A 19043-nucleotide genomic window follows, 5' to 3' on the forward strand; every position below is an offset into this window, starting at 1 on the left:
CCCGAGGCGGCGAGCGCCGCGGCCAGCGCGGCGGCGGCGGGGAGGCCCCGGCTCACGGCTCGGCCCCCACCAGACCCGCGCCATAGATCGGATCGCGCCCGCGCGGGCCCAGATCGCGCGCCTCGGCCTCGAGCGCGCGGATCGCTTTCTGGGCGGCGGCGGGATCGGCCTTGCCGAGCTGCCGCGCCAGCCGCGCGGCGACCAGCGGCGCGGCAAAGGAGGTGCCGGTCGCATCGCGCACCTCGCCCTTGGCATCGATCGCCGGGACAGCGACGCCGCGCGCCGCGAAATCGACATGCGCGCCGCGATTGGCGTAGCGGTAGATCCGGTTCTGGGCATCGACTGCGGTCACCCCGACGACGTTCTCGTAAGCGCCCGGGAACACCGGCGGGGCGGCGGGGCCGTCATTGCCCGCTGCCGCGACGATGACGTGGCCGCGCCTGGTGATGCGCGCGATGGCCCCTGCCACCGCCGGGTTGCGCGGGCCAGACAGGCTGATGTTGATCACCGGCACGCCCTGTCCTGCGAGCCAATCGAGCGCCTTGATCAGCGCGAAGCTCGACCCGGCGGATTCGCGCGGGCCGGAGAAGATGTCCGCGACGAAGATCTTCGTGCGCGCTGCCGGATCGGCCTTGGTGCCCGCCATCAGATGCGCCACCGCGGTGCCGTGCAGCCGCGCCTCGGCGACCTTGCCGTTGAAAGCGCGCTGGCTCAGCGTGACATGCTTGAAATAGGCAAGGCCGGTCGCGATCCCGGTGTCGATCAGCCCGATCTGGCAGCCGCAGGCGACGCGCTGCGGCAGGCTCGCGCCCTTGCGGCGCTTCGTTTGCACCGACGAGCTGTCGAACAGGTGATTATAGCCGATGGTGTCGGGATCGGCGATCGTCTCGAGCGTGTCGAGCGCCGCCTCGTCGGCGCTCTGGGCAGGGCCGCGCAGCAGCAGCACCGTCCCCTCGACCGAGGCGAGCTTCTCGCTGGCGATCACCTCGAAGCCGCCCGCCTTCAGTTCGGCAAGCTCGTCAGGGCCCAGATCCAGCGCGACGAACTCGCCGCGGCGATAGCGGAAGCCGTCACCATCGGTGTCGATCCGGTCGCGCTCGTCGCGTTCGGCGCGCTCGGCCTCGGTCTCGCCGCTCGCGAGCAGCCACTGGCCGGGGTCGTCGCCGAGATCGTCCATGCCGTCGTCGGTGTCGCCGTTGTCGCCTGCGATGTCGTCGGCGTCATCGTCGTTCCCGGCCGCGCTGTCGTCATCGTCGTCATCGGCACCCGTCGCGCCATCGTCGTCATCGCTGCCCGAGGCTCCGCCGTCATCATCGCTGCCGCCGGTTGCGCCATCGTCGTCCCCACCGGCATCGTCACCACCGGCATCGTCACCACCGGCATCATCGCCGCCCGCGTCATCGCGGCCCGCGTCGTCCCCGCCAAGGTCGTCGCCGCCGGCATCGTCGCCGCCCACATCGTCGCCGCCTACATCGTCGCCGCCCACATCGTCGCCCCCCGCGTCGTCCCCGCCAAGGTCGTCACCGCCCACATCGTCGCCGCCGAGGTCGTCGCCGCCCACATCGTCGCCGCCGAGGTCGTCGCCGCCGGGGTCCTGCGTGTCGGGGTCGGAGACAGCGTCATCGTCATCGCCCGCATCGCCGTCATCGTCGTCGTCATCATCGCCCGCGTCCTGCGCGGCGAGGGGGGCGTGCCAGGCCCACGCAACCGGGCCGAGCGTCAGCCCCAGCATCAGCAAATAGGCGATGATGACCCGCGTGCGCATCGAATGCCCCTTGTGCCCCCCGGCAAGTAAAGCCGGAAATGACTGTTTCGTTCCTTGCCTTGCTCCATACGAAACGGGCTGTTCTTTTATTCCCGCGTCCTGTCTATGGGCGGAATATTGCCACTCGCTGAACCGTTGAGCCGATGAACCGCCCGATCACCCCGGACGAAACGACCAGGCAGGCGCTGATCGCGCTGATCCCGCGCCTGCGCCGTTTCGCCCGGGTGCTGACGGGGTCGATCGCCGATGCCGATGATGTCGTGCAGGCGGCGCTGGAGAAAGCGATGGTGAACATGGAACAATATCAGCCCGGCACCCGGCTTGACGCGTGGGTGTTCCGGATCGCCCGCAACCACTGGGTCGACGACCGGCGCCGGGCGCACAACCGCATGGGCCATGACGATATCGGCGCGATGCTCGATCTGGCGGGCGATGATGGCGTGGCGGTGGTCGAGGCGAGCGCCGAGGCGCGGATGGTGCGCGCGGCGGTCGACAGCCTCCCGCCCGAGCAGCGCGACGTGGTCGCGCTCGTCATGCTCGAGGAGCTGAGCTACCGCGAGGCGGCCGATCTGCTCGGCCTGCCGATCGGGACGGTGATGAGCCGCCTGTCGCGGGCCAAGGCGGCGCTGGCGAAGCGGATCGCCGCCGAAGGAGCGCTGCAATGAGCGCAGGCTTCACCGATGCCGAGCTCGCCGCCTTCATGGCAGGCACGATTGAGGACGAGGCGCTGATCGATGCGATCGAGGCCGCGCTCAATGCCGATCCGGCGCTTGCCGAGCGGGCCGAGGCGCTGGCGGCGGGCGATGGCCTCGCGCCGCTGGTGCGCGATGCCTTCGCCCCGGTGCTGGATGCGTCCGTGCCCGAGCGGCTGACGGCTGCCCTCACCCCGCCTGCGGCCGATGTGGTCGATCTCGCCGCCGCGCGCGCCGCCAAGTCCCCCGCCGCACCGTTGCCGACCCCCGCCAACGACACCGGCCGCTCCGGCTGGCGCTGGCCGCAGTTCGGCGCGATGGCGGCGAGCCTGGCGCTGGGCGTGCTGATCGGCGGCCCGCTGCTCAAGGGCGGCTCGGACGCCCCCCGGGCCGATGGCCTGGTGCTCGCCAGCGCCGACGTGACCGCCATGCTCGACTCCGCGCCGAGTGGCCAGCGGACCGATCTGGCCGCGCTGGGCGAGGGCGAGGTGGTGCTCACCTTCCGCAACGCCGAAGGCCAGCTGTGCCGCCAGTTCCTGATCGAGGGCAAGGGCGGAACGACCAGCGATGCGCTCGCCTGCGCGGGCGGGAACGGCGGCGGCTGGCAGATCGAGGCCTATGGCCGACGCGCGGCTCCGGTCGGCGAGATGAAGCTCGCAGGCGGCGATGCCGCCCCCGCGGTGGTCGCCGCGGTCGACGCGATGATCGGCAGCGATCCCGTGACCGGGCCCGACGAGCTCGCCGAACTCGGGAAGAAATAGGCAAAGCCACGAGGACAAAAAGCCCGGGCGGCCTGCTGGTCGCCCGGGCTTTTTCGCGTGCCGCGCGGCGGCGGCGCTGCGTCAGATGGTGAACAGCACCTCGACCACGCTGGCAAAGCCGCTGTCGGTGGAGAGGAGGAAGCGCTCCTCGCGGAACGAGACCACGTCGGCGCGGATCTGGATGTTGGGGTGGAGCTGGTAGAAGCCGCCCACCCCGATCAACCGGTTCTCGCGGTCCGAAGCCCTGGTGTAGGCGACGCTGCCCGCCACGCCCCATTCGGGGGTCACCCAGCCCACCCCGCCATTGACCTCCCACTGGTCGAACCCGCGGTCGAGCCGGTTGGAATCGCCGCGGTCGACATAGGCCGCCCCGATCCGCAAGGGGCCGCGGCGGGCCTCGGCCCCCACGCTCCAGCTGTCGAGATCGGCGCGGGTGGTTACCGGATCGGCGTCGCCCGTGGCATAGCCGCCGCTCGCCCCCAGGATCCAGTCGCCCACCACCTGCTGGTATTGCACCCCGAATTCGAAGGCGTCGTTGACCTCGATCCGGTCGCGCGAGTCCACCGCGGCAGCGTTGCGGCGCACCTTGGGCGAATAGGACACGCCCCCGCGCAGGCCGCCCACGGGGGGCGAGAGGTAGATCACCTTGAAGGCGTCCTGCGTGTCGAGCGCGCGCAGCAGCGCCTGCGTCCCGGCATAGCGCGCAAACTCGCCGCGCACCTGCCCCAGCGCCACCAGCGGCGCGGCGGCGGCTGTTCTGCTCGACATTGGCGCCGATGATGATCCCGCCGGGCGAGGTCCATTGCGCGTTGAGGCGGGCGAACAGATCGACCTGGGCATCGGGGGAATCGGTGTCCGGATTGTCATCGTCGAACACCGCCCCCTGCGCGGCGGCGCCTGCGGTGAGGCGGATGTCGATCCCTTCCCACTGCACCTCGAGCCGGGGAAGCGCCTTGGATTTCTGCTCGCCGTCGGCCTGCGCCTGCGCCGCGGTGGAGCCCGCGATGGCCGTGCCGATCAGCGTCGCAGCACCGAGCCTGCGGATCATTGCTTTCATCGTCATCTTCGAACCTTCAGGAAAAGGCCGGACTGGCCGTTGCGATATAAAATAACCTATGTTGCATTTTGTGCCCGATTTCCGGAAAAAAGGCCGCGCTCGCCGAGGAGGTGCCCGAGCAGCAGCCAGCTGAGCGCCAGCGCGGCACCAGTGGTCATCGCGCAGCCAGCGGCGGCTCGCAGGGGCGCGATATCGATTGCCCCCAGCGCGCCCAGCGCAAGGCCCGGCGCGAGCCGCGAGGGGGCTTCGGGCGCGGTGCCGGGGCAGGGCTCACCATTGCCGGGATCACGCGAAGGCTCGGGCGGACAGGGCTGCGGCACAAGGCTTCTCCTGGTGCAGGGCTGATCTTGCGCTAACGGGCGGGCACCTGCGTAAATTCCCCTAGGAGGGCGGAAATTTTCTGCGTCGCTCGCGGGAATAAGCCCGCCGCCTGCCCCGTTTGGCCCCTGAACCGGCATGAACGCCGGACCGCAACAGGAGCCCTTCGTGACCTCTCGCAACCCCCTGCCCCGCCGCCTGCTGCAAGCCTTCGTGCTGGCGGTTCCCGTGATGTGCTTCGCCACCGCCGCCCTCGCCGAGACCGCCGCACCCGACCAGGATGCGCAAGGCAGCACCATCGACGACGAGCGCGATGATGCCGCCGCTGCCAGGGCGGGCTCCGGCTGGAGCCTCAATCCCGGCCTCAGGCTGAGCGCGCGCGGGATCACCGCCCGCTCGACCGCGCCTGCCGAGGACGAGGTGGTCGACGGCAATGCACTCGCCGTGGTCATCACCCCCTCGCTGGTGCTCTCGAGAGACGATGTCACCGTGACCCTGCGCAACGCGGCGACCCGGCTCGAATTCGAGGACGAGGCCCGCACCGACCGCTGGCAGAATGCCGCGCGCCTCACGCTCGCCTATGACCTGTCGGACGCCACCCGCCTTTCGGTCTTCGGCGAGCGCAGCGACAATCTCCTCGCCGCCGAATTCACCTCGACCGACGAGTGGGAGTTCGGCGGCGAGATCATGCACAGCCTCGATGACGCCAACCGCGTGGCGCTCGGCGCGAGCTGGCGGGAGCGCGGCTATGACGACGCTACCGGATCGCGCGGCGATGGCATCCGCGTCGACGGCGAGTATCGCTACCGCTTCGGGCCCAATCACTATGCCTTCCTGCGCGGCCGCTATGACGAGATCAACTCGGCCGAGGCGCGCCGCAACCTCACCCGCTGGCTCGCCGAGGCGAGCTACCAGCGCCCCATCGCCAGCGATCTGCGCCTGCGCGGCGAATTGAGCTACCAGCGGCTCGACTTCGGCGGGCGCCCGGTGGCGGGCGGGGGGTCGCGCGAGGACGATCTGTTCTGGCCCGAGCTCACCCTGATCTGGAGCCCCGGCCCGTGGCGCATCGCCGGTGAGGCGCGCTACGTGGTCCGCAATTCCACCGATCCCGCCTTCGACCGCTCGGGCTATCGTTTCGAAGTGGAGGTTTCCCATGCGTTCTGATGATTTGTCCCTGCCGGGCGATATCGCCCTGCGGCGCATCGGCTATGCCCTTGCCGCCGCGCTCGCCGCGATCTTCGGCGCGATCGTCTGGACGCTGTTCGACCGCTCCGACAACGTTGTCACCAGCGCGGTGATCGCGACCTTCGGCGATCCCTCGCGCCCGTGGAACCTGCCGGGGATGCACCTGTTGCTGGTGATGCCGGTGGGTGCCGCGGTGGTGGTGTTCGTGCGCTCCGTGCTGGGCTGGAAGACCTTCGGCCTGTTCACCCCGATGCTGCTCGCGCTTGCCTATCTGCAGGCGGGGCCGATTGCCGGGCCGGTGATCTCGACCACCGCGATCCTGATCGGGATGCTGGCAGTGCCCTTCCTCAAGGCGCTGAACCTCTCGCGCGTCGGCTTTCTGGGCACCCTCATCGCGATCGTCGTCTCGGCGCTCGGAGCGATGGCGCTGGAGTTCCGCCAGCCGGCGCTGGTCAGCGCCTTCCCGGTGGTGGTCACCGCGCTGATCGTCGAACGGTGGTGGAACGCCTACGAGGCCGACGGCCCGACCAAGGCGGTGCGCATGACCGCCACCACCCTTGCGGTCGCACTGCTGATCCAGGGTCTGGTTGCCGCCCCGAGGGTGGTGTGGCTCGCCGCCGAGCACCCGCTGGCGCTGCCCCTGGCGAGCATCGCGGCGATGATCCTGCTGGGCCGCTACCAGGGCCTGCGCCTGTCCGAACTGTCGCGCTTCCGCGCCGCCAAGCAACAAGGCTGATCCCATGACCGTGCTCGGAATGAACCGCCGCAACGCCCTGATCGCCCGCCTCAACCCGCGCGAGGCGATCAGGGGGGTGAACCAGAAGTTCGAAACCAAGCAGCGCCTCGCGGCCGCCGGGGTGCCGGTGCCCCCGACCCTCGCGCTGATCGCGGGCGAGGCCGAGGCGGCGGGCTTCGACTACGCCAGCCTTCCGCAAGCTTTCGCGATCAAGCCCAACCGCGGGCGGCGCGGGGAGGGGGTTATCCTCGTCGATGGTCGGTGCCAGGGCGGGTGGCGCAAGCTCGATGGCGAGGTGCTGACCGAAAAGATGCTGCGCGCCCATGTCGGTCGCATCCTTGCTGGAGAGCTCTCGCTCGAGGGCGGCAACAGCGATGCCGCGCTGATCGAACCCCTGATCCGCACCCATCCCGCCTTCGCGCAGCTGGTGCCTTTCGGGCTGCCCGATATCCGCATCATCTGCCTGCACGATGTGCCGCTGATGGCGATGACCCGCCTGCCGACGGTGGAAAGCGGGGGCCGCGCGAACCTGCACCAGGGCGCGGTGGGGGCGGCGATCGACTTCCGCGACGGGACGATCGTCCGCGCCGTGCTGGGGCAGGACGAGGTGTTCGATCACCCCTCCACCCAGGCCGCGCTGATCGGCGTGCAGTTGCCGTTCTGGCGCGAGACGGTGGAGGCGGCGCGGCGCTGCTCGGGCGCGCTCGGGCTCGGCTATGTCGGGGTCGATCTGGTGATCGATGCCACCCGCGGCGTCCAGGTGCTCGAATGCAATGCCTTCCCCGGGCTCGAGATCCAGAATGTCAACGGCGCCGGGCTGGGCGCGCGGATCGCGCTGGTCGAGCGCCTGCGCCGCGCCCGCGCGCGGGCGGCCCGGCAGGCGCCGGTGGTCGAGGGCCGCCCCCTCGGGGCGCAGCCGATCGCCCATGTGGGCGCGCTGCTGCGCGCGGCCGGTCGCAGGTTCGCCGCCAGACCGTCCGGGCCCCTGGCGCTGCCCGTCCCCCTCGCGGCGTGATCGGGCGCCCCGCCGCGCCATGGCCGTCGAAAAGCTGCGCGCGATCAGGCGAACTTGTGTTGACCAGGCGCGTGTCCTCGTGGCAGAGGGCGAGCGCATCTCGCAGGATGGTGCGAACCGGACTGCAAAAAGCGCCAAGAGCCCGCCCACAAGCAGCGAGCCCACTGCGCGCGCGATGCGGGTGTAGCTCAATGGTAGAGCAGAAGCTTCCCAAGCTTACGACGAGGGTTCGATTCCCTTCACCCGCTCCAGCCCTCCCTTCCTAAACAGCCCCAGAAAGACTATAAAGCCCTTGGAATTCCGAGGGATTCAGCCCTTGGGTCGTCCGGGAATGTCCCTATCCTTCCCGTTGCATCCGGCGTTGCTGGGGGCCATTTCGGGGGCCTGGGGTCAACGGGCGTCACTGCGTGGCCCCCTCGTTGGGGGCCACGCGACCGGAAAGCGTTGGGATTTATGGCTCTTACGGACGTAGCGATAAGAAATGCCAAGCCACGGGCAAGCCTTACAAGATGGGTGATGCCTTCGGCCTATTTGTGCTGATCCAACCTTCCGGCGGGAAGCTCTGGCGTTTCAAGTATCGGTTTGACGGCCGCGAGAAGAAGCTCGCCATTGGAACTTATCCCGTCATTGGCCTGGCCGAAGCGCGCAGACGCCGTGATCAAGCCAGAGAGCTTCTATCCGCCGGTAAAGACCCGTCACGCGAGAGGCTGCGGGAAAAGCTCCGCACCCAGATCCAGGCGGGAAACACGTTTGCAGCGATTGCCGAAGAGTATTGCGAGAAGCGCAAGCGCGACGGCCAGAAAGCTTGGGCCGCCAGCACGGCTGCCCGCAGCGAGTACCTGATTTCGCTTTTGAAGGTGCCGTTGGGTCGCATGCCCATCACCGATATCGAACCTGCCGATGTGCTCGCGGCCATCCGCAAGATCGAACGAAAGGGCCAACTGGAAAGCGCCCGTCGTACCCTGCAACTGGCCGGCGCGGTCTTCCGCTATGCGGTCGCAACCGCCCGCCTCGCTTCAGACCCGACGCGCGACCTGCGCGGCGCTCTGACCGCGCCCACCGTCACCCACTACGGCGCGATCATCGACCCCGCGCGCGTGGGTGAGCTGCTGCGCGCCATCGACGGCTATGAAGGCCAGCCGATCACCAAGCTAGCGATGCAATTGGCCCCGCATGTTTTCGTCCGCCCTGGCGAGTTGCGCCATGCCGAATGGAACGAAATCGATCTCGAAGGGGCGCTGTGGACGATCCCGTCGGGCAAGACCAAGATGCGCAAGGATCACCTCGTCCCGCTCTCACGCCAGTCGATTGCGATCCTCGAAGACCTCCACGCGCTGACCGGCCCTGACGGCTACGTCTTCCCTTCGATCCGCTCCCGCAAGCGCCCAATGAGCGACAACACCATCAACGCCGGCCTGCGCCGCCTAGGGTACGCCTGTCGTCCCAGCATCTTCGTGTTGCAACACGGCATATGCCGTATTAATACGGCAATACACGTTAGTTTCATCGAGGAGCCACTGTGTGCATTCGCGCATCTTCGCTTTCTTTTGCTTCGTTTTCGCCTTCTCTCTCGCGAGCCCTGGATTTGCACGCGATGAAGCAGTGACCGTTGAGACCGGGAGCGCGCAACTTGCCGGCACGCTTTCCTTCCCCGAGGATCGACCGCGCGCGGCTGTGGTGCTGGTGCAGGGCGCCGGACCCCACGCCCGCGATCAGGTGATTTCCGGTGCGCCGATGTTCAAGCTTCTCGCCGATGGTCTTGCGGCGCAAGGTATCGCCAGCGTGCGTGTCGACAATGCCGGGGTTGGCGCCTCGACCGGCGAGCGCGTCCAGCACTTCAAGCAGCGTATCCCGCAGATCCGGGCGGTTCTCGACATGCTCGCCGCGCGCCCGGAACTTGCCGGAGTGCCGATCGGCATCATCGGCCATAGCGAGGGCACTCTGGTCGCAACCGAAGTCTGGGCCGAGCGTGAGGGCGTCATCGACTTTGTCGTCCTACTGGGAGCGCCGGGGAGGCAGGGGCGCACCGTCTGGATCGACCAGCAAGCCAACCCCGCACGCTTCCCGGGCAGCGACCAAGCCAAGCTGACCGCGATCCGCGCGACCTTTGCCGACATCGCCGATGCGTCGATTGCCGGGGACCATGAAGCGATCGGGCAAGGGGCAGATCGTCTGTTCGCGATGGTCGGCCTCAGCGCGCAGGAGATCGCCGAGGTTCGCGGCGACTTCGTCGACCGCATGGCGAGCCCGGAAATGCAGGTCTTCCTCGCCCATGATCCTGCCCCCGTCTTCGCCAGGGTCACCGATCCGGTGCTGGCTGTGTGGGGCACGCATGATGACCTGACCGAACCGTCGCTCAATGCGCCGATCTTCCTTGCCAAGCGGCATGACGCGGGCGCGCTGACGCTCGCCGTGCTCCCCCGCGAGGATCATTTCTTCCTGCGCGGCGAGGGGCTTGCACCCGGAGAGCACGTCGCAGGGAAGATGGAACTGAGCAGCGCCCTGGTCGATCTGGTCGCAGGATGGATCAAGACCGGCGGGCTTTCGCAGGGCGCTACCCCGCGATAGGCGCGGCACAGTGCCGGCGGTGCGCAGTTTGTCCCGCCATGCTGCGCGTCGGTCGAGACAGCGTATGATTTGGGCAATACACCGGAGATGAACGCGGCATGGCACGTTGTCTTGTAGCAGTGTTCGCTGCGCTTATCGCACCTCCCTTGCAAGCCGAAACCCTCCTGATCGAGGGCAATCGCCTCTTTCTCTCCGTCGAGGTGGGTGGTGAGCCGGTTCAGGCTCTGGTTGATAGCGGAGCAGAAGTCACGGTCTTCGACACCGCAACGGCCCGTCAGTTGCGTCTAGGGAGCGGCACTGAAGTGGAGGCGAGGGGCACCGGCGCGACCGCCACCCGCGCCGAACTCGTCCAGAAGGTGAGCGTTACGGCATTGGGTCGCGACCTGCTGATCCCGACAGCTGCCATCATAGACCTCTCGGACGTCGGCGCGCGTCTGTTGAACGCACCGCTTCCCATGATACTGGGGCGCGAATTGTTCGACGCCGGCCGGGTGCTCGTCGATATCGAAGGCGGGCGGATCGAATGGCTGGCCAGCGATGCGGTGCCTGAGGGTGTCATGCTTGATCTGACGGCCGCGCACGGCATCGAGACCATCGAGGTCAGTTTCGGAACCGCTGGGACCCAAATGGCCGATTTCGATCTCGGCAACGGCTCTGGCTTGCTGATTTCCTCGACGCTGGCGTCCGAGCTGTCGCTGACGCCCGTGGCCACTGAGCTTGGGGGCGGGATCGGCGGGGCGGTGGCGCGTCCGGTCGTCATTGTCCCGGAACTGACGATTGCGGGCAGGACCTTCCGCAATGTCCGGGCGCAGGTCAGCGCCGACGCCCGCGTTCCGGCAAACATCGGCGTCGATTTGCTGCGCGAATTCACGATCGTGACCGATTTTCCGGGGCGGCGCGTCTGGCTTCGTCCGCGCTGAAAGCGGGGCGTTTCCCTGCGATCCGTCTCGCTTGCCGATCGACCACAAGAGGTGCGAATGCAATATTGGGTGACCCCGTTTCTGCTGGTGGTGGCCGCGCTGTCGGCGTCGTCAGCGGCTGCACATGAGGCATCGCCCCCGCGCGAGGGGCGGTTCGACAATGGGCCGGGGCCGGTGTCGCAATGGTTCCGCGTTGCAGGCGAGCCGTCCGATACGCCCATCATTTTCCTGCATGGCGGTCCGGGGCAGGGGAGCCAGACATTCCAGGCCTCCGTCGGCCCTGTGATCGAGCAATTCGCAACCGTGGTCTATTACGACCAGCGCGGTTCGGGGCGTTCGCAGCGCCCGTCCGATCCCGATCTCTATTCCCTCCCGATCCTCGTTTCGGACATCGATGTCCTGCGCGATCATCTCGGGGCCGAGCGGGTGATCCTGCTCGGGCATAGTTTCGGCAGCATTCTGGCGCTTGAATATGCCGCCGCGCATCCTGAGCGCGTGGCGGGACTCATCCTCACCGGCGCGGTGCCGGACATGCCCGCCGCGATGAAGGCGCTGTGCGACCGGCTGCGCCGCGAAGATCCGCCCGCCTATGCCCGGGCGATGGCAGCGGGGGGCGACGGGGAATGTCAGCCGTTTGCCGCCTATGACGATGCCCGCAGGAAACAGTGGATCGAGGCGGCCATGTTTCCGGACCCCGCCACAGCGCGGCAGGTGGAACAATGGGATAATGCCGAAGGGCTGGGCAACTCCGGCGAAATGGGCAATGCGCTGTTTGGCAAGGGCCTGCTCGAATACCGCTTCGACCAGCCGGGTCGGCTGACGATGCCGGTGCTCTTCATCGACGGGGCGCTCGATCATCAGACGGCCGAAGAGCCGCAGCAGAAGCTTGCCGCGCAGCTGGCGAACGGCGCTTTCCTATCCTATCAGCGTGCCGGCCATTTCCCCTTCGTGGACGAGCCGGCCCGCTTTGCCCGCGATGTGCGATTGTTCATGGAACAGAGCGGAGCAAGCGATGAATAGACCATCCCGGCTCACCCAGACATGACTGGTGGTGCCGGCAGTGCTGTCCGGCTGCGTGACAGCCCATGGCCGTGCCGACGAAGCTGGAGCCTCGCCGGTCGAAGTCATGGTGATCGCCACCCTGCACTCGGCTCATGCTGGCAATCCGCGCTATTCCTACGAGGATCTCTACGCCGTCATCCGGGCGTTCGGCCCCGATGCAGTGGGCGTGGAGATCCGTGCCGAGGACATGCAACGCGGCGCAGACTATCTCGCCGCCAACTATCCGCTCGAAATGCGCGAACTGGCGCGGGAATATGGCGCAAGAGCGTTCGGGATAGACTGGCTGGGCCATGACCTCGAAGGCTGGGCGATCCCGGCCGGCTATTGGCGCGACCATAGCGAGATAAGGCGCTTGCAGCGCGAGCTGGACGGGCGGACCGATATTTCGTCGGCACAGGTCGATGCCGGTCGCGAGCGCCAGCAGCAGATCATCCGCACGGCAACCACGGCATCGCTCAATGACGGGCGCTAAGATGCTGCGACGCGGGACTATTACCGCGCGCTGTCGGCGATGCTCGCCGACACCCCCTTTTCGCCCCTGGTCACGTTTTATGCAGAACGCGACCGGCAGATCGCGAGCAACGCGGCGCAGCTGATCAGGGATCGGTTGGACCGAAAGTCGCCGGGAGCCCGGGTGGTTTTTGTTGTCGGTGCGGATCACCGGGCATTTCTGCTCGATGCACTGTCCGGTGAGTTCCGGGACAAGATCAGACTGGTTCCGGCCGGTCAGATTGGCAAGACGCCATGACCTGACTTGCTGCCCGACCTCCTCAAGGCGTGGGGCTCGGTCAATTCTGGGCCGCATGAAGCAGTTTGCCCGGCTCGCTGGGCTTCGCCACTGTCGTCTGCCAGAACGGAGCGGCCCGATGGCAAGTCGAGCTTGTCCGGCCCCCCGTTCCAGCGCCTTTTGCTGGAAGGCCACCGCTGTGTTCGCCAATGTCATGCGGCGACTTCGCCCCAGAGGCGGTCATTCCCGATCATCTACGAAAACGTCTGCTTCCGCCGAAAGCCGCCAATCGGCTGTCGGGATCGCGCATTGCCCGCGCTCATGACTGCTCGTGGTGGAGGGCGGAAATGGCGGCTTGGAGCGCGATTTTCCTGCCATTTCCTCGCCGGCTCAATCCAACTTCATCGATTTGCATAGGATTCATGATAACTTCGGGTGGAGTCGTTCGCCGCGCGCTCGGCTTTGCGCGCTGGAATATTTGGCCCCGCTCATGGCCGGTCGTGGGTGGGAAGCTGCCGGTCCCCGAAAGCCCGGCGCCGACTTTCCATTCAGCCGCTTGGCTGAGCCCAAACCTCCCTCGCCAGCGCAATGAACGAGCGGAACGCTGCCGATGAGTTGCGGCGATCCGAATAATAGAGGCACAGGTCCGGGAGTTCCGGAGTCCACGCCTCCAGCACCCGGATCACGCGGCCTGTCGCCAGATCCTCCGCCACATCGCTTTCCATGAAATAGCCGATGCCGGCATGATCCAGCACGGCGATCCGTGCGAGGCTTGCCTCGTCAAGGGTGATCGGCCCGCTCACGTCGATCCGTTCGGCGTTGCCGTCCTTCTCGAATTGCCAGCGATAGAGTTCACCACTCGGCAGTCGGACGCGGATGCAGGCGTGTCGGAGCAAATCGGCAGGCACCTGCGGCACGGGCCTCTGCGAGAAATAGCGGGGCGTCGCTACCACTGCATGGCGGCGAGGTTTGCCGAGCCGGAGCGCGATCATGTCTGCCGGGACAAAGTCGATCCTGCGGATACCGAAATCGAACCCGCCCGCGACGATATCGACGATCCGGCCTTCAGTGACGAGATCGATGTGAACGCGGGGAAAGCGCCGCACGTATTCGAGCAGGAGCGGTGCCAGCACCTCCCGTGCCGCGCTGGCGAAGGCATTGATCCTCAGCGTGCCTGAAGGCACCTCCTGGTGTGATCTGGCTCCCTCCACGGCATCGTCGATGACCCGCAGTGCGGGTCCGACCTGATTGATGAAGGCCCGCCCCGCGTCGGTCAGAGCCACACTGCGGGTGGTCCTGTTGAGCAGGCGGATGCCAAGCTGCTGTTCGAGCGTGCTGATCGCGTTGCTGAGCGCCGTGTTCGACATGCCGAGTTCGGCTGCCGCCGCGCGAAACGATCCGAGGCGTGCAACCGCCACGAGGGCGTTCAACCTGGTCAGCCCGAGATCAGCCATTGTCCTGAAAATCGCAATAACTCATCCAGCTTTATCTCGATTTTCCTGTCGCACGTCCATCGCTAAATCCGCTCCACAGGCACCGCTGGGTGCACCAGAGCAGGAGCGCTACATGACGATCGAGCTTCCTTCGCCAATCGCCGGCTACTTTGCCGCCGATCGTTCCGACGACATCGATGCGTTCCTGCGCTGCTTTGCCGGGGACGCGATCGTCATCGACGAGCGCCGCACTCATGCGGGCCATGACCAGATCCGCGAATGGAAGACGAAGGCATCCGCACAATACACTTATCACGCCGCGCCCTACGCGACTGGCGATATCGACGGGCAAACCATCGTCACGGCGCATCTCACCGGCGACTTCCCCGGCAGCCCTGTCGATCTGCGCTACGCCTTCACGCTTTGCGCTGGCCTGATCGCACGTCTGGAGATCAAGCCGTGATCCCGTTCCTGTCGCTCGCGGGAAAGCGCGCAGTGATCACGTCCGGAACGCGGGGTGCAGGTGCCGCGACGGTGGCACTGTTTCGCCAACTCGGAGCCGAGGTGCTGACCAGCGCCCGGACCAGGCCCGACAGCCTGCCGGAAGGGCTCTTCGTGGCCGCCGACCTGACCACGAGCGAGGGCGCAGCCCGCTTGGCAGCAACAGCGCGGGAGCGGCTGGGAAGCGTCGACATCATCGTCCACATGCTGGGAGGCTCGTCGGCGCCGGCGGGCGGCTTTGCGGCGCTGGACGATCGACATTGGGAGCAGGAACTCGGCCTCAATCTGATGCCGGCCGTGCGGCTCGACCGCGCGTTGCTGCCCGATATGGTCGCCCGCGGGCGAGGCGTGGTGATCCACGTGACCTCGATCCAGCGACAATTGCCACTTCCCGCCTCGACCACCGCCTATGCGGCAGCCAAGGCGGCGCTATCCACCTACAGCAAAAGCCTGTCCAAGGAAGTTGCACCCCTTGGCGTGCGGGTGGTGCGGGTCTCGCCCGGCTGGATCGAGACAGAGGCTGCCGTGGCTCTCGCAGCGCGGATCGGCGAGCAGTCAGGTGGCGGCATCGCAGAGGGCAAGCAGCACATCATGCAGGCGCTTGGAGGCATTCCGATCGGCCGGCCGTCCTCACCCGAGGAAGTCGCCAGCCTGATTGCCTTCCTGGCGTCGGATCGCGCAGCCAGTATCAGCGGCACGGAATTCGTTATCGACGGCGGCACGGTTCCCACGGTCTAACGAGGCCCGAGCGGTGCGATTGTGGAGGCCGAACCGATGACCGCTACGGGGTCGCTAGCTGAACGGCAGGAATTTTTCACGAGCGGGGCAAAGCCGACATGCCGCTTTCGGGATCGCACGTAAGCCCGGCGCATGGCAGCTGGTGGGTGGAATTCGGAAGCGCGGCTTTTTGGCGATCTTATACAACACGCCCCTTGATCATTCCGCGGCCCTTGAACCCTATTGTGATGCCCTTTTCGCACATCGCGTCGCCCAGTGGGCCGCTGAGGCACAGCACATGCATTAGCGCGGGTTCAATCCAGATGTCTGCCCCCAGTGCCGCCGCCTGATCAAAGCATACATCAAGGTCATGGATAATCGGATCGAGCGCCCAGACTTTTGGAATGAATGTTTCATCAAGCCCCTTTCGATTGATCGGACACTAAGGCTTCTTTCACATTGCCGAAGCTTAATCCGAACCACTCGCCCTTGACCGGGGTTTCCCTGTCCGCCTCCAGGTACCGCACCGGGTAAATGTATCGACCGCATCTAGGCATGCGCTGACGCAGCCGCCAACAACGATGACGTAAACTGGCGGCAGAGCACGGGGTGTAGTAGGCTTCGCTTCGGCGAGTAGCTCCTTACCAAATGATTGCTTGTAAAACGTCTCGCCGGCCGCGCGCGCAGCACTCATAGAGGCGTGCAGATCGTCCGCCCATTCAGCAATTTCGGGCAGACCACGCTCGCGCAGGTTTGCACCCAATCCGCTGAAATGGGTAACATTTCCCTCATCGGCGAGATACCAGATCTCCGTCTCTCGGAAGTATTCGGCCATTGCCCATTCGACAGCGTCTTTGCCCCACAGTTTTTCGGCGATCCTGCGAGACCAGCTTGAACTTCCACCCTTGTTGCCGCGAAGGTCGAGAACGATTGCGCGGTCATTGCGAATGCCATCGCCGAGCGCTTCTAGATCGGCGAAAATCTCGTCGTAGGTGACGATGCCATCGGGCCCGGGCGAGAAGCTCGACAGGGTAATTCAGCGAAGCCCGTCTTTTGATTGCGTCATGCCGAGAGGGTCGGGCTGAGCAGCCTCTATCCGCGCAACGAACTCTTCCACTTACGGGCGGCTCCAAGTGAGGCGCACGTCTCAAAGGCTTCATGCATGAGAAGCACTGCCTGACCTCATGTCCGCCAGACACGATACCACGAGCTCCGCTAGCTTGGAGCGTGGGCGGTGGGCTCGGCGGAGCCTCAGGACAACGGGTGGAAGCGGGCCAAGCCCCTCGTCCGGACCAAGAATGCGCATCCCGGGCAGGAGGGCGCATTCCGGGATCAGTCCGACAACGCCGCCTGCCAGCACGGCCGCCCTCACCACCGGATGGCTGCCGATGATCGCGAGGCGGTAGGATCGTTCCGACGCTGCCAAGTGCTCGAGTGCGGCCCGCCTGAAAGTGCATCCTTCGGTATCGACAGCAAGCGGCAACTGATCGCAAGACTGGGGGTCGAAGTGCGCTCCGCATACCCAGAGCGCGCGTTCTCGCCGGATCTCGTCGCCCCTGTCATCGCCAACCTGCTGCTCGGTCACTACGGCAAGATCCAGGGCGTTTTCGTCAAGCCGACGTGTCAGCTGGTGCGAGGGTTCGCAGGTCACTCTCAGCGCGACCTGCAGTTCGGCTTCGGCCATCTGGGCGACAAGCGCCGGGAGCAGGGACGCGACATATTCCTCCGGGATGCCGAATGAGACGGTCTCGGTGGTTCCGGCCTCGACAAGCGCCTCGAGCGCGTCCTGGTGACAGTTCAATATCCGCCGCGCATGGATCAGCATGACCTCGCCGCGCTGGGTCAGCTTTACGCCATGGGCTGACCGTTCGAACAGCGCGCCTCCCACCTGATCTTCAAGCCGCCGGATCTGCATGCTGACTGCCGATGGCGTGCGGCCGATGATTTCGCTGGCAGCCGTGAAGCTGCCGGCATCCGAAATGGTCACGAAGCTTCGGAGCAGGTCATGATCGAGCACGGGGCTTCAATTTCCCTGAACAACGATTTCAGCCCTTTTGGCTGGGGACTGTCGCCTCGCTGGAATAATGGCCCGCGCCGAAACCACCAAGCGAAATTCATCAGCCGGATCTGAGTGTAGTCCGGCGGCAGGAGGTCCCGTGCGACTAGAATTACTGTTCCGGCCAGCCAGGTCGGCCGACATCGATGATCTGCTTGATCTGCAGCAGCGGGCGATGCGTGCACTGGCTGCGTCCGCTTATCCTGCGGCTCAGATCGAGGCGTTTGCGGCCCATCTTTCCGCCAGCACCAACGCGCTGGTTTCCGCCGGGCGGCTTCACCTGGCCGAGCGCGACGGGGAGATTGTTGCCTGCGGCGGTTGGACGACGGATCACGGCGAGGTGGGCCTGCGCACCGAGGCCGCGCCCGGCGAACACCGTCTGGCGGTCATCCGCAGTCTCTACACTGCGCCCGACTGCGTCCGGCAAGGCATCGGTCGGGCGATGCTGCATCACCTGGAAGGGCACGCGATGCACGCCGGGAAATGCAGCTTCGAACTGGCTGCAACCTTGAATGCGGTGCCGATGTACCAGGCCTGCGGATATGCCGCCATCCGGCCTTTCCTGCTTCCCTTGCCGGATGCGGCCCCGCTCTCGGGCATGTTGATGGCCAAGCCCGCCGCCGGTCAGGCCACAGCGGCCGCCTGAGTTTTCCATCCCCCACCGCCGCGATCGCACCGCACCTGCGGCGACGCAAGCGCGCGCACCAAGTCTGGAGAATACCATGTCGACCAATGCCGTAATCACGCTCGATGCGTTACCGCCAACGACCCATACCAAGCCGATCTCTAGCCAGAAATGGTCTTCGCATTTTGCCTTTGTGATGGCGGCGGTCGGCTCGGCCGTGGGCCTCGGCAACATCTGGAAGTTCCCATACATGACAGGAACCAGCGGAGGTGGTGCATTCGTGCTCGTCTACCTGGCCTGCGTGGCGATGATCGGTCTTCCCATCCTGATCGCGGAAGTCACGATTGGCCGGGCTGGCGGGGCGAGCCCGATGGGCGCGCTGCGAAACCTTGCAGCGAAGTACCGGGCAAGCAGACACTGGCAGATTGTCGGCCTGGTAGGCGCTTTGACCGCGCTGCTGGTGCTCAGTTTCTACAGCGTGGTGGCCGGATGGGCTCTAGCCTATGTCCCGGTTGCCGCGACCGGCAAGCTCGCGGGCATCTCAGGTGCCGCCAGTGAGACGATCTTCAACACCATCCTTGCCGATCCGGTGGGCCAGATCGGGTGGCATACAGCCTTCATGGCGACGACCGTCCTGATCGTATCGAGAGGGATCGGCGGTGGCATCGAGCGTGCGGTGACCTGGCTCATGCCGATGCTTGCTGTGCTGCTGGTGCTGTTGGTTGCCTATGCGGCGGCGCAAGGCGCCTTTCTCGATGGAGCGGCTTTTCTGTTTGCTCCCGATTTCTCGGCGCTGGGAACCGAAGCCGTGCTGAGTGCGGCGGGTCATGCCTTCTTCACGTTGTCAGTCGGGCTCGGGGCGATGATCGCCTATGGCGGGTATCTGCCGGAAGGCGTCTCGATCC

Annotated in this window: 22 protein-coding genes and 1 tRNA gene; 17 read left to right on the top strand and 6 right to left on the bottom strand. The window is 66.4% G+C overall.

All coding sequences use genetic code 11. The annotated features are described in order from the left end of the window. Positions 1-52 precede the first annotated feature (52 nt). The gene (locus tag AX692_RS18310) at positions 53-1765 is read right to left on the bottom strand and encodes a S8 family serine peptidase (protein ID WP_073975394.1); all 1713 of its coding nucleotides are present in this window, start codon (positions 1763-1765) and stop codon (positions 53-55) included. 143 nt (positions 1766-1908) lie between these two features. Between AX692_RS18310 and AX692_RS18315 the strand changes: the two genes are divergently transcribed. Then, positions 1909-2430 (top strand): RNA polymerase sigma factor, encoded by a 522-nt coding sequence (locus tag AX692_RS18315; RefSeq protein ID WP_073975395.1) that lies wholly within the window; start codon positions 1909-1911, stop codon positions 2428-2430. Beyond that, positions 2427-3218 (top strand): hypothetical protein, encoded by a 792-nt coding sequence (locus AX692_RS18320; protein ID WP_073975396.1) that lies wholly within the window; start codon positions 2427-2429, stop codon positions 3216-3218. Before AX692_RS18315 ends, AX692_RS18320 begins: the two co-directional genes overlap by 4 nt. Before the next feature lie 81 nt (positions 3219-3299). Here AX692_RS18320 and AX692_RS18325 read toward each other — a convergent pair whose 3' ends face one another. Then, positions 3300-3986 (bottom strand): porin, encoded by a 687-nt coding sequence (locus AX692_RS18325; protein ID WP_073975397.1) that lies wholly within the window; start codon positions 3984-3986, stop codon positions 3300-3302. Positions 3987-3994: 8 nt separating this feature from the next. Between AX692_RS18325 and AX692_RS20380 the strand changes: the two genes are divergently transcribed. Next, complete coding sequence (locus tag AX692_RS20380) at positions 3995-4330, top strand: hypothetical protein (RefSeq protein WP_196489925.1); 336 nt, start codon at positions 3995-3997, stop codon at positions 4328-4330. A 1-nt stretch (position 4331) separates the two neighbouring features. Here AX692_RS20380 and AX692_RS19875 read toward each other — a convergent pair whose 3' ends face one another. Next, complete coding sequence (locus AX692_RS19875; protein ID WP_073975398.1) at positions 4332-4595, bottom strand: hypothetical protein; 264 nt, start codon at positions 4593-4595, stop codon at positions 4332-4334. Between the two features lie 166 nt (positions 4596-4761). Between AX692_RS19875 and AX692_RS18330 the strand changes: the two genes are divergently transcribed. The 10 genes from AX692_RS18330 (at position 4762) to AX692_RS18375 (ending at position 12827) form a co-directional block, all read left to right on the top strand. Then, the gene (locus AX692_RS18330) at positions 4762-5757 is read left to right on the top strand and encodes a hypothetical protein (RefSeq protein WP_155644755.1); all 996 of its coding nucleotides are present in this window, start codon (positions 4762-4764) and stop codon (positions 5755-5757) included. Further along, positions 5747-6514: a 7TM domain-containing protein gene (locus AX692_RS18335; RefSeq protein WP_073980837.1), complete on the top strand. Its 768-nt coding sequence runs from the start codon at positions 5747-5749 to the stop codon at positions 6512-6514. The genes AX692_RS18330 and AX692_RS18335 overlap by 11 nt, the downstream gene beginning before the upstream one ends. Positions 6515-6518: 4 nt before the next feature. Beyond that, on the top strand, positions 6519-7529 hold the full coding sequence (locus tag AX692_RS18340) for a sugar-transfer associated ATP-grasp domain-containing protein (protein ID WP_073975401.1): 1011 nt from the start codon (positions 6519-6521) through the stop codon (positions 7527-7529). Positions 7530-7706: 177 nt separating this feature from the next. Next, a tRNA-Gly gene (locus AX692_RS18345) sits at positions 7707-7780 on the top strand. A gap of 258 nt (positions 7781-8038) precedes the next feature. After that, positions 8039-9127, top strand: coding sequence for a tyrosine-type recombinase/integrase (locus AX692_RS18350; protein ID WP_230959581.1), 1089 nt, complete (start codon positions 8039-8041; stop codon positions 9125-9127). Between the two features lie 4 nt (positions 9128-9131). Continuing rightward, a complete protein-coding gene (locus AX692_RS18355; RefSeq protein WP_073975402.1) occupies positions 9132-10097 on the top strand; it encodes a serine aminopeptidase domain-containing protein in 966 nt (321 codons plus the stop codon). Positions 10098-10243: 146 nt separating this feature from the next. Further along, entirely contained in the window at positions 10244-11017 is a 774-nt protein-coding gene (locus AX692_RS18360) for an aspartyl protease family protein (protein WP_196489926.1), read from the top strand. 69 nt (positions 11018-11086) lie between these two features. Beyond that, positions 11087-12037, top strand: a complete 951-nt coding sequence (locus AX692_RS18365; protein WP_196489927.1) for an alpha/beta fold hydrolase — start codon at positions 11087-11089, stop codon at positions 12035-12037. Between the two features lie 28 nt (positions 12038-12065). After that, on the top strand, positions 12066-12551 hold the full coding sequence (locus AX692_RS18370; RefSeq protein WP_155644756.1) for a hypothetical protein: 486 nt from the start codon (positions 12066-12068) through the stop codon (positions 12549-12551). Between the two features lie 39 nt (positions 12552-12590). Further along, on the top strand, positions 12591-12827 hold the full coding sequence (locus tag AX692_RS18375; RefSeq protein WP_073975406.1) for a hypothetical protein: 237 nt from the start codon (positions 12591-12593) through the stop codon (positions 12825-12827). 527 nt (positions 12828-13354) lie between these two features. Here AX692_RS18375 and AX692_RS18380 read toward each other — a convergent pair. Next, positions 13355-14260, bottom strand: coding sequence for a LysR family transcriptional regulator (locus AX692_RS18380; RefSeq protein ID WP_073975407.1), 906 nt, complete (start codon positions 14258-14260; stop codon positions 13355-13357). Between the two features lie 112 nt (positions 14261-14372). Between AX692_RS18380 and AX692_RS20645 the strand changes: the two genes are divergently transcribed. Both AX692_RS20645 and AX692_RS18390 read left to right on the top strand, forming a co-directional pair. Continuing rightward, on the top strand, positions 14373-14702 hold the full coding sequence (locus tag AX692_RS20645; protein ID WP_073975408.1) for a nuclear transport factor 2 family protein: 330 nt from the start codon (positions 14373-14375) through the stop codon (positions 14700-14702). After that, on the top strand, positions 14699-15478 hold the full coding sequence (locus tag AX692_RS18390; RefSeq protein WP_073975409.1) for an SDR family oxidoreductase: 780 nt from the start codon (positions 14699-14701) through the stop codon (positions 15476-15478). Before AX692_RS20645 ends, AX692_RS18390 begins: the two co-directional genes overlap by 4 nt. A 448-nt stretch (positions 15479-15926) precedes the next feature. Here the strand turns inward: AX692_RS18390 and AX692_RS19880 are convergent, their stop codons facing one another. Further along, positions 15927-16292 (bottom strand): hypothetical protein, encoded by a 366-nt coding sequence (locus AX692_RS19880; protein WP_155644757.1) that lies wholly within the window; start codon positions 16290-16292, stop codon positions 15927-15929. A gap of 321 nt (positions 16293-16613) precedes the next feature. Next, entirely contained in the window at positions 16614-17474 is an 861-nt protein-coding gene (locus tag AX692_RS18395; RefSeq protein ID WP_073975410.1) for a LysR family transcriptional regulator, read from the bottom strand. A gap of 67 nt (positions 17475-17541) precedes the next feature. On the opposite strand from AX692_RS18395, the gene AX692_RS18400 reads away from it, so the two are divergent. Beyond that, on the top strand, positions 17542-18159 hold the full coding sequence (locus AX692_RS18400) for a GNAT family N-acetyltransferase (protein ID WP_081095460.1): 618 nt from the start codon (positions 17542-17544) through the stop codon (positions 18157-18159). Between the two features lie 76 nt (positions 18160-18235). After that, on the top strand, positions 18236-19043 hold an 808-nt coding region (locus AX692_RS18405), incomplete at its 3' end, for a sodium-dependent transporter (protein WP_196491826.1).

The organism is Erythrobacter donghaensis, from assembly GCF_001557325.1.
Taxonomy (GTDB): Bacteria; Pseudomonadota; Alphaproteobacteria; order Sphingomonadales; family Sphingomonadaceae; genus Erythrobacter; species Erythrobacter donghaensis_B.

Bases quoted from the DNA above. Each gene is read 5' to 3' on its own strand.
- AX692_RS18310 (WP_073975394.1), bottom strand. From the start codon at position 1,765: ATGCGCACGCGGGTCATCATCGCCTATTTGCTGATGCTGGGGCTGACG.
- AX692_RS18315 (WP_073975395.1), top strand. From the start codon at position 1,909: ATGAACCGCCCGATCACCCCGGACGAAACGACCAGGCAGGCGCTGATC.
- AX692_RS18320 (WP_073975396.1), top strand. From the start codon at position 2,427: ATGAGCGCAGGCTTCACCGATGCCGAGCTCGCCGCCTTCATGGCAGGC.
- AX692_RS18325 (WP_073975397.1), bottom strand. From the start codon at position 3,986: ATGTCGAGCAGAACAGCCGCCGCCGCGCCGCTGGTGGCGCTGGGGCAG.
- AX692_RS20380 (WP_196489925.1), top strand. From the start codon at position 3,995: ATGATGATCCCGCCGGGCGAGGTCCATTGCGCGTTGAGGCGGGCGAAC.
- AX692_RS18335 (WP_073980837.1), top strand. From the start codon at position 5,747: ATGCGTTCTGATGATTTGTCCCTGCCGGGCGATATCGCCCTGCGGCGC.
- AX692_RS18340 (WP_073975401.1), top strand. From the start codon at position 6,519: ATGACCGTGCTCGGAATGAACCGCCGCAACGCCCTGATCGCCCGCCTC.
- AX692_RS18350 (WP_230959581.1), top strand. From the start codon at position 8,039: ATGGGTGATGCCTTCGGCCTATTTGTGCTGATCCAACCTTCCGGCGGG.
- AX692_RS18375 (WP_073975406.1), top strand. From the start codon at position 12,591: ATGCTCGCCGACACCCCCTTTTCGCCCCTGGTCACGTTTTATGCAGAA.
- AX692_RS18380 (WP_073975407.1), bottom strand. From the start codon at position 14,260: ATGGCTGATCTCGGGCTGACCAGGTTGAACGCCCTCGTGGCGGTTGCA.
- AX692_RS20645 (WP_073975408.1), top strand. From the start codon at position 14,373: ATGACGATCGAGCTTCCTTCGCCAATCGCCGGCTACTTTGCCGCCGAT.
- AX692_RS19880 (WP_155644757.1), bottom strand. From the start codon at position 16,292: ATGGCCGAATACTTCCGAGAGACGGAGATCTGGTATCTCGCCGATGAG.
- AX692_RS18400 (WP_081095460.1), top strand. From the start codon at position 17,542: ATGGCCCGCGCCGAAACCACCAAGCGAAATTCATCAGCCGGATCTGAG.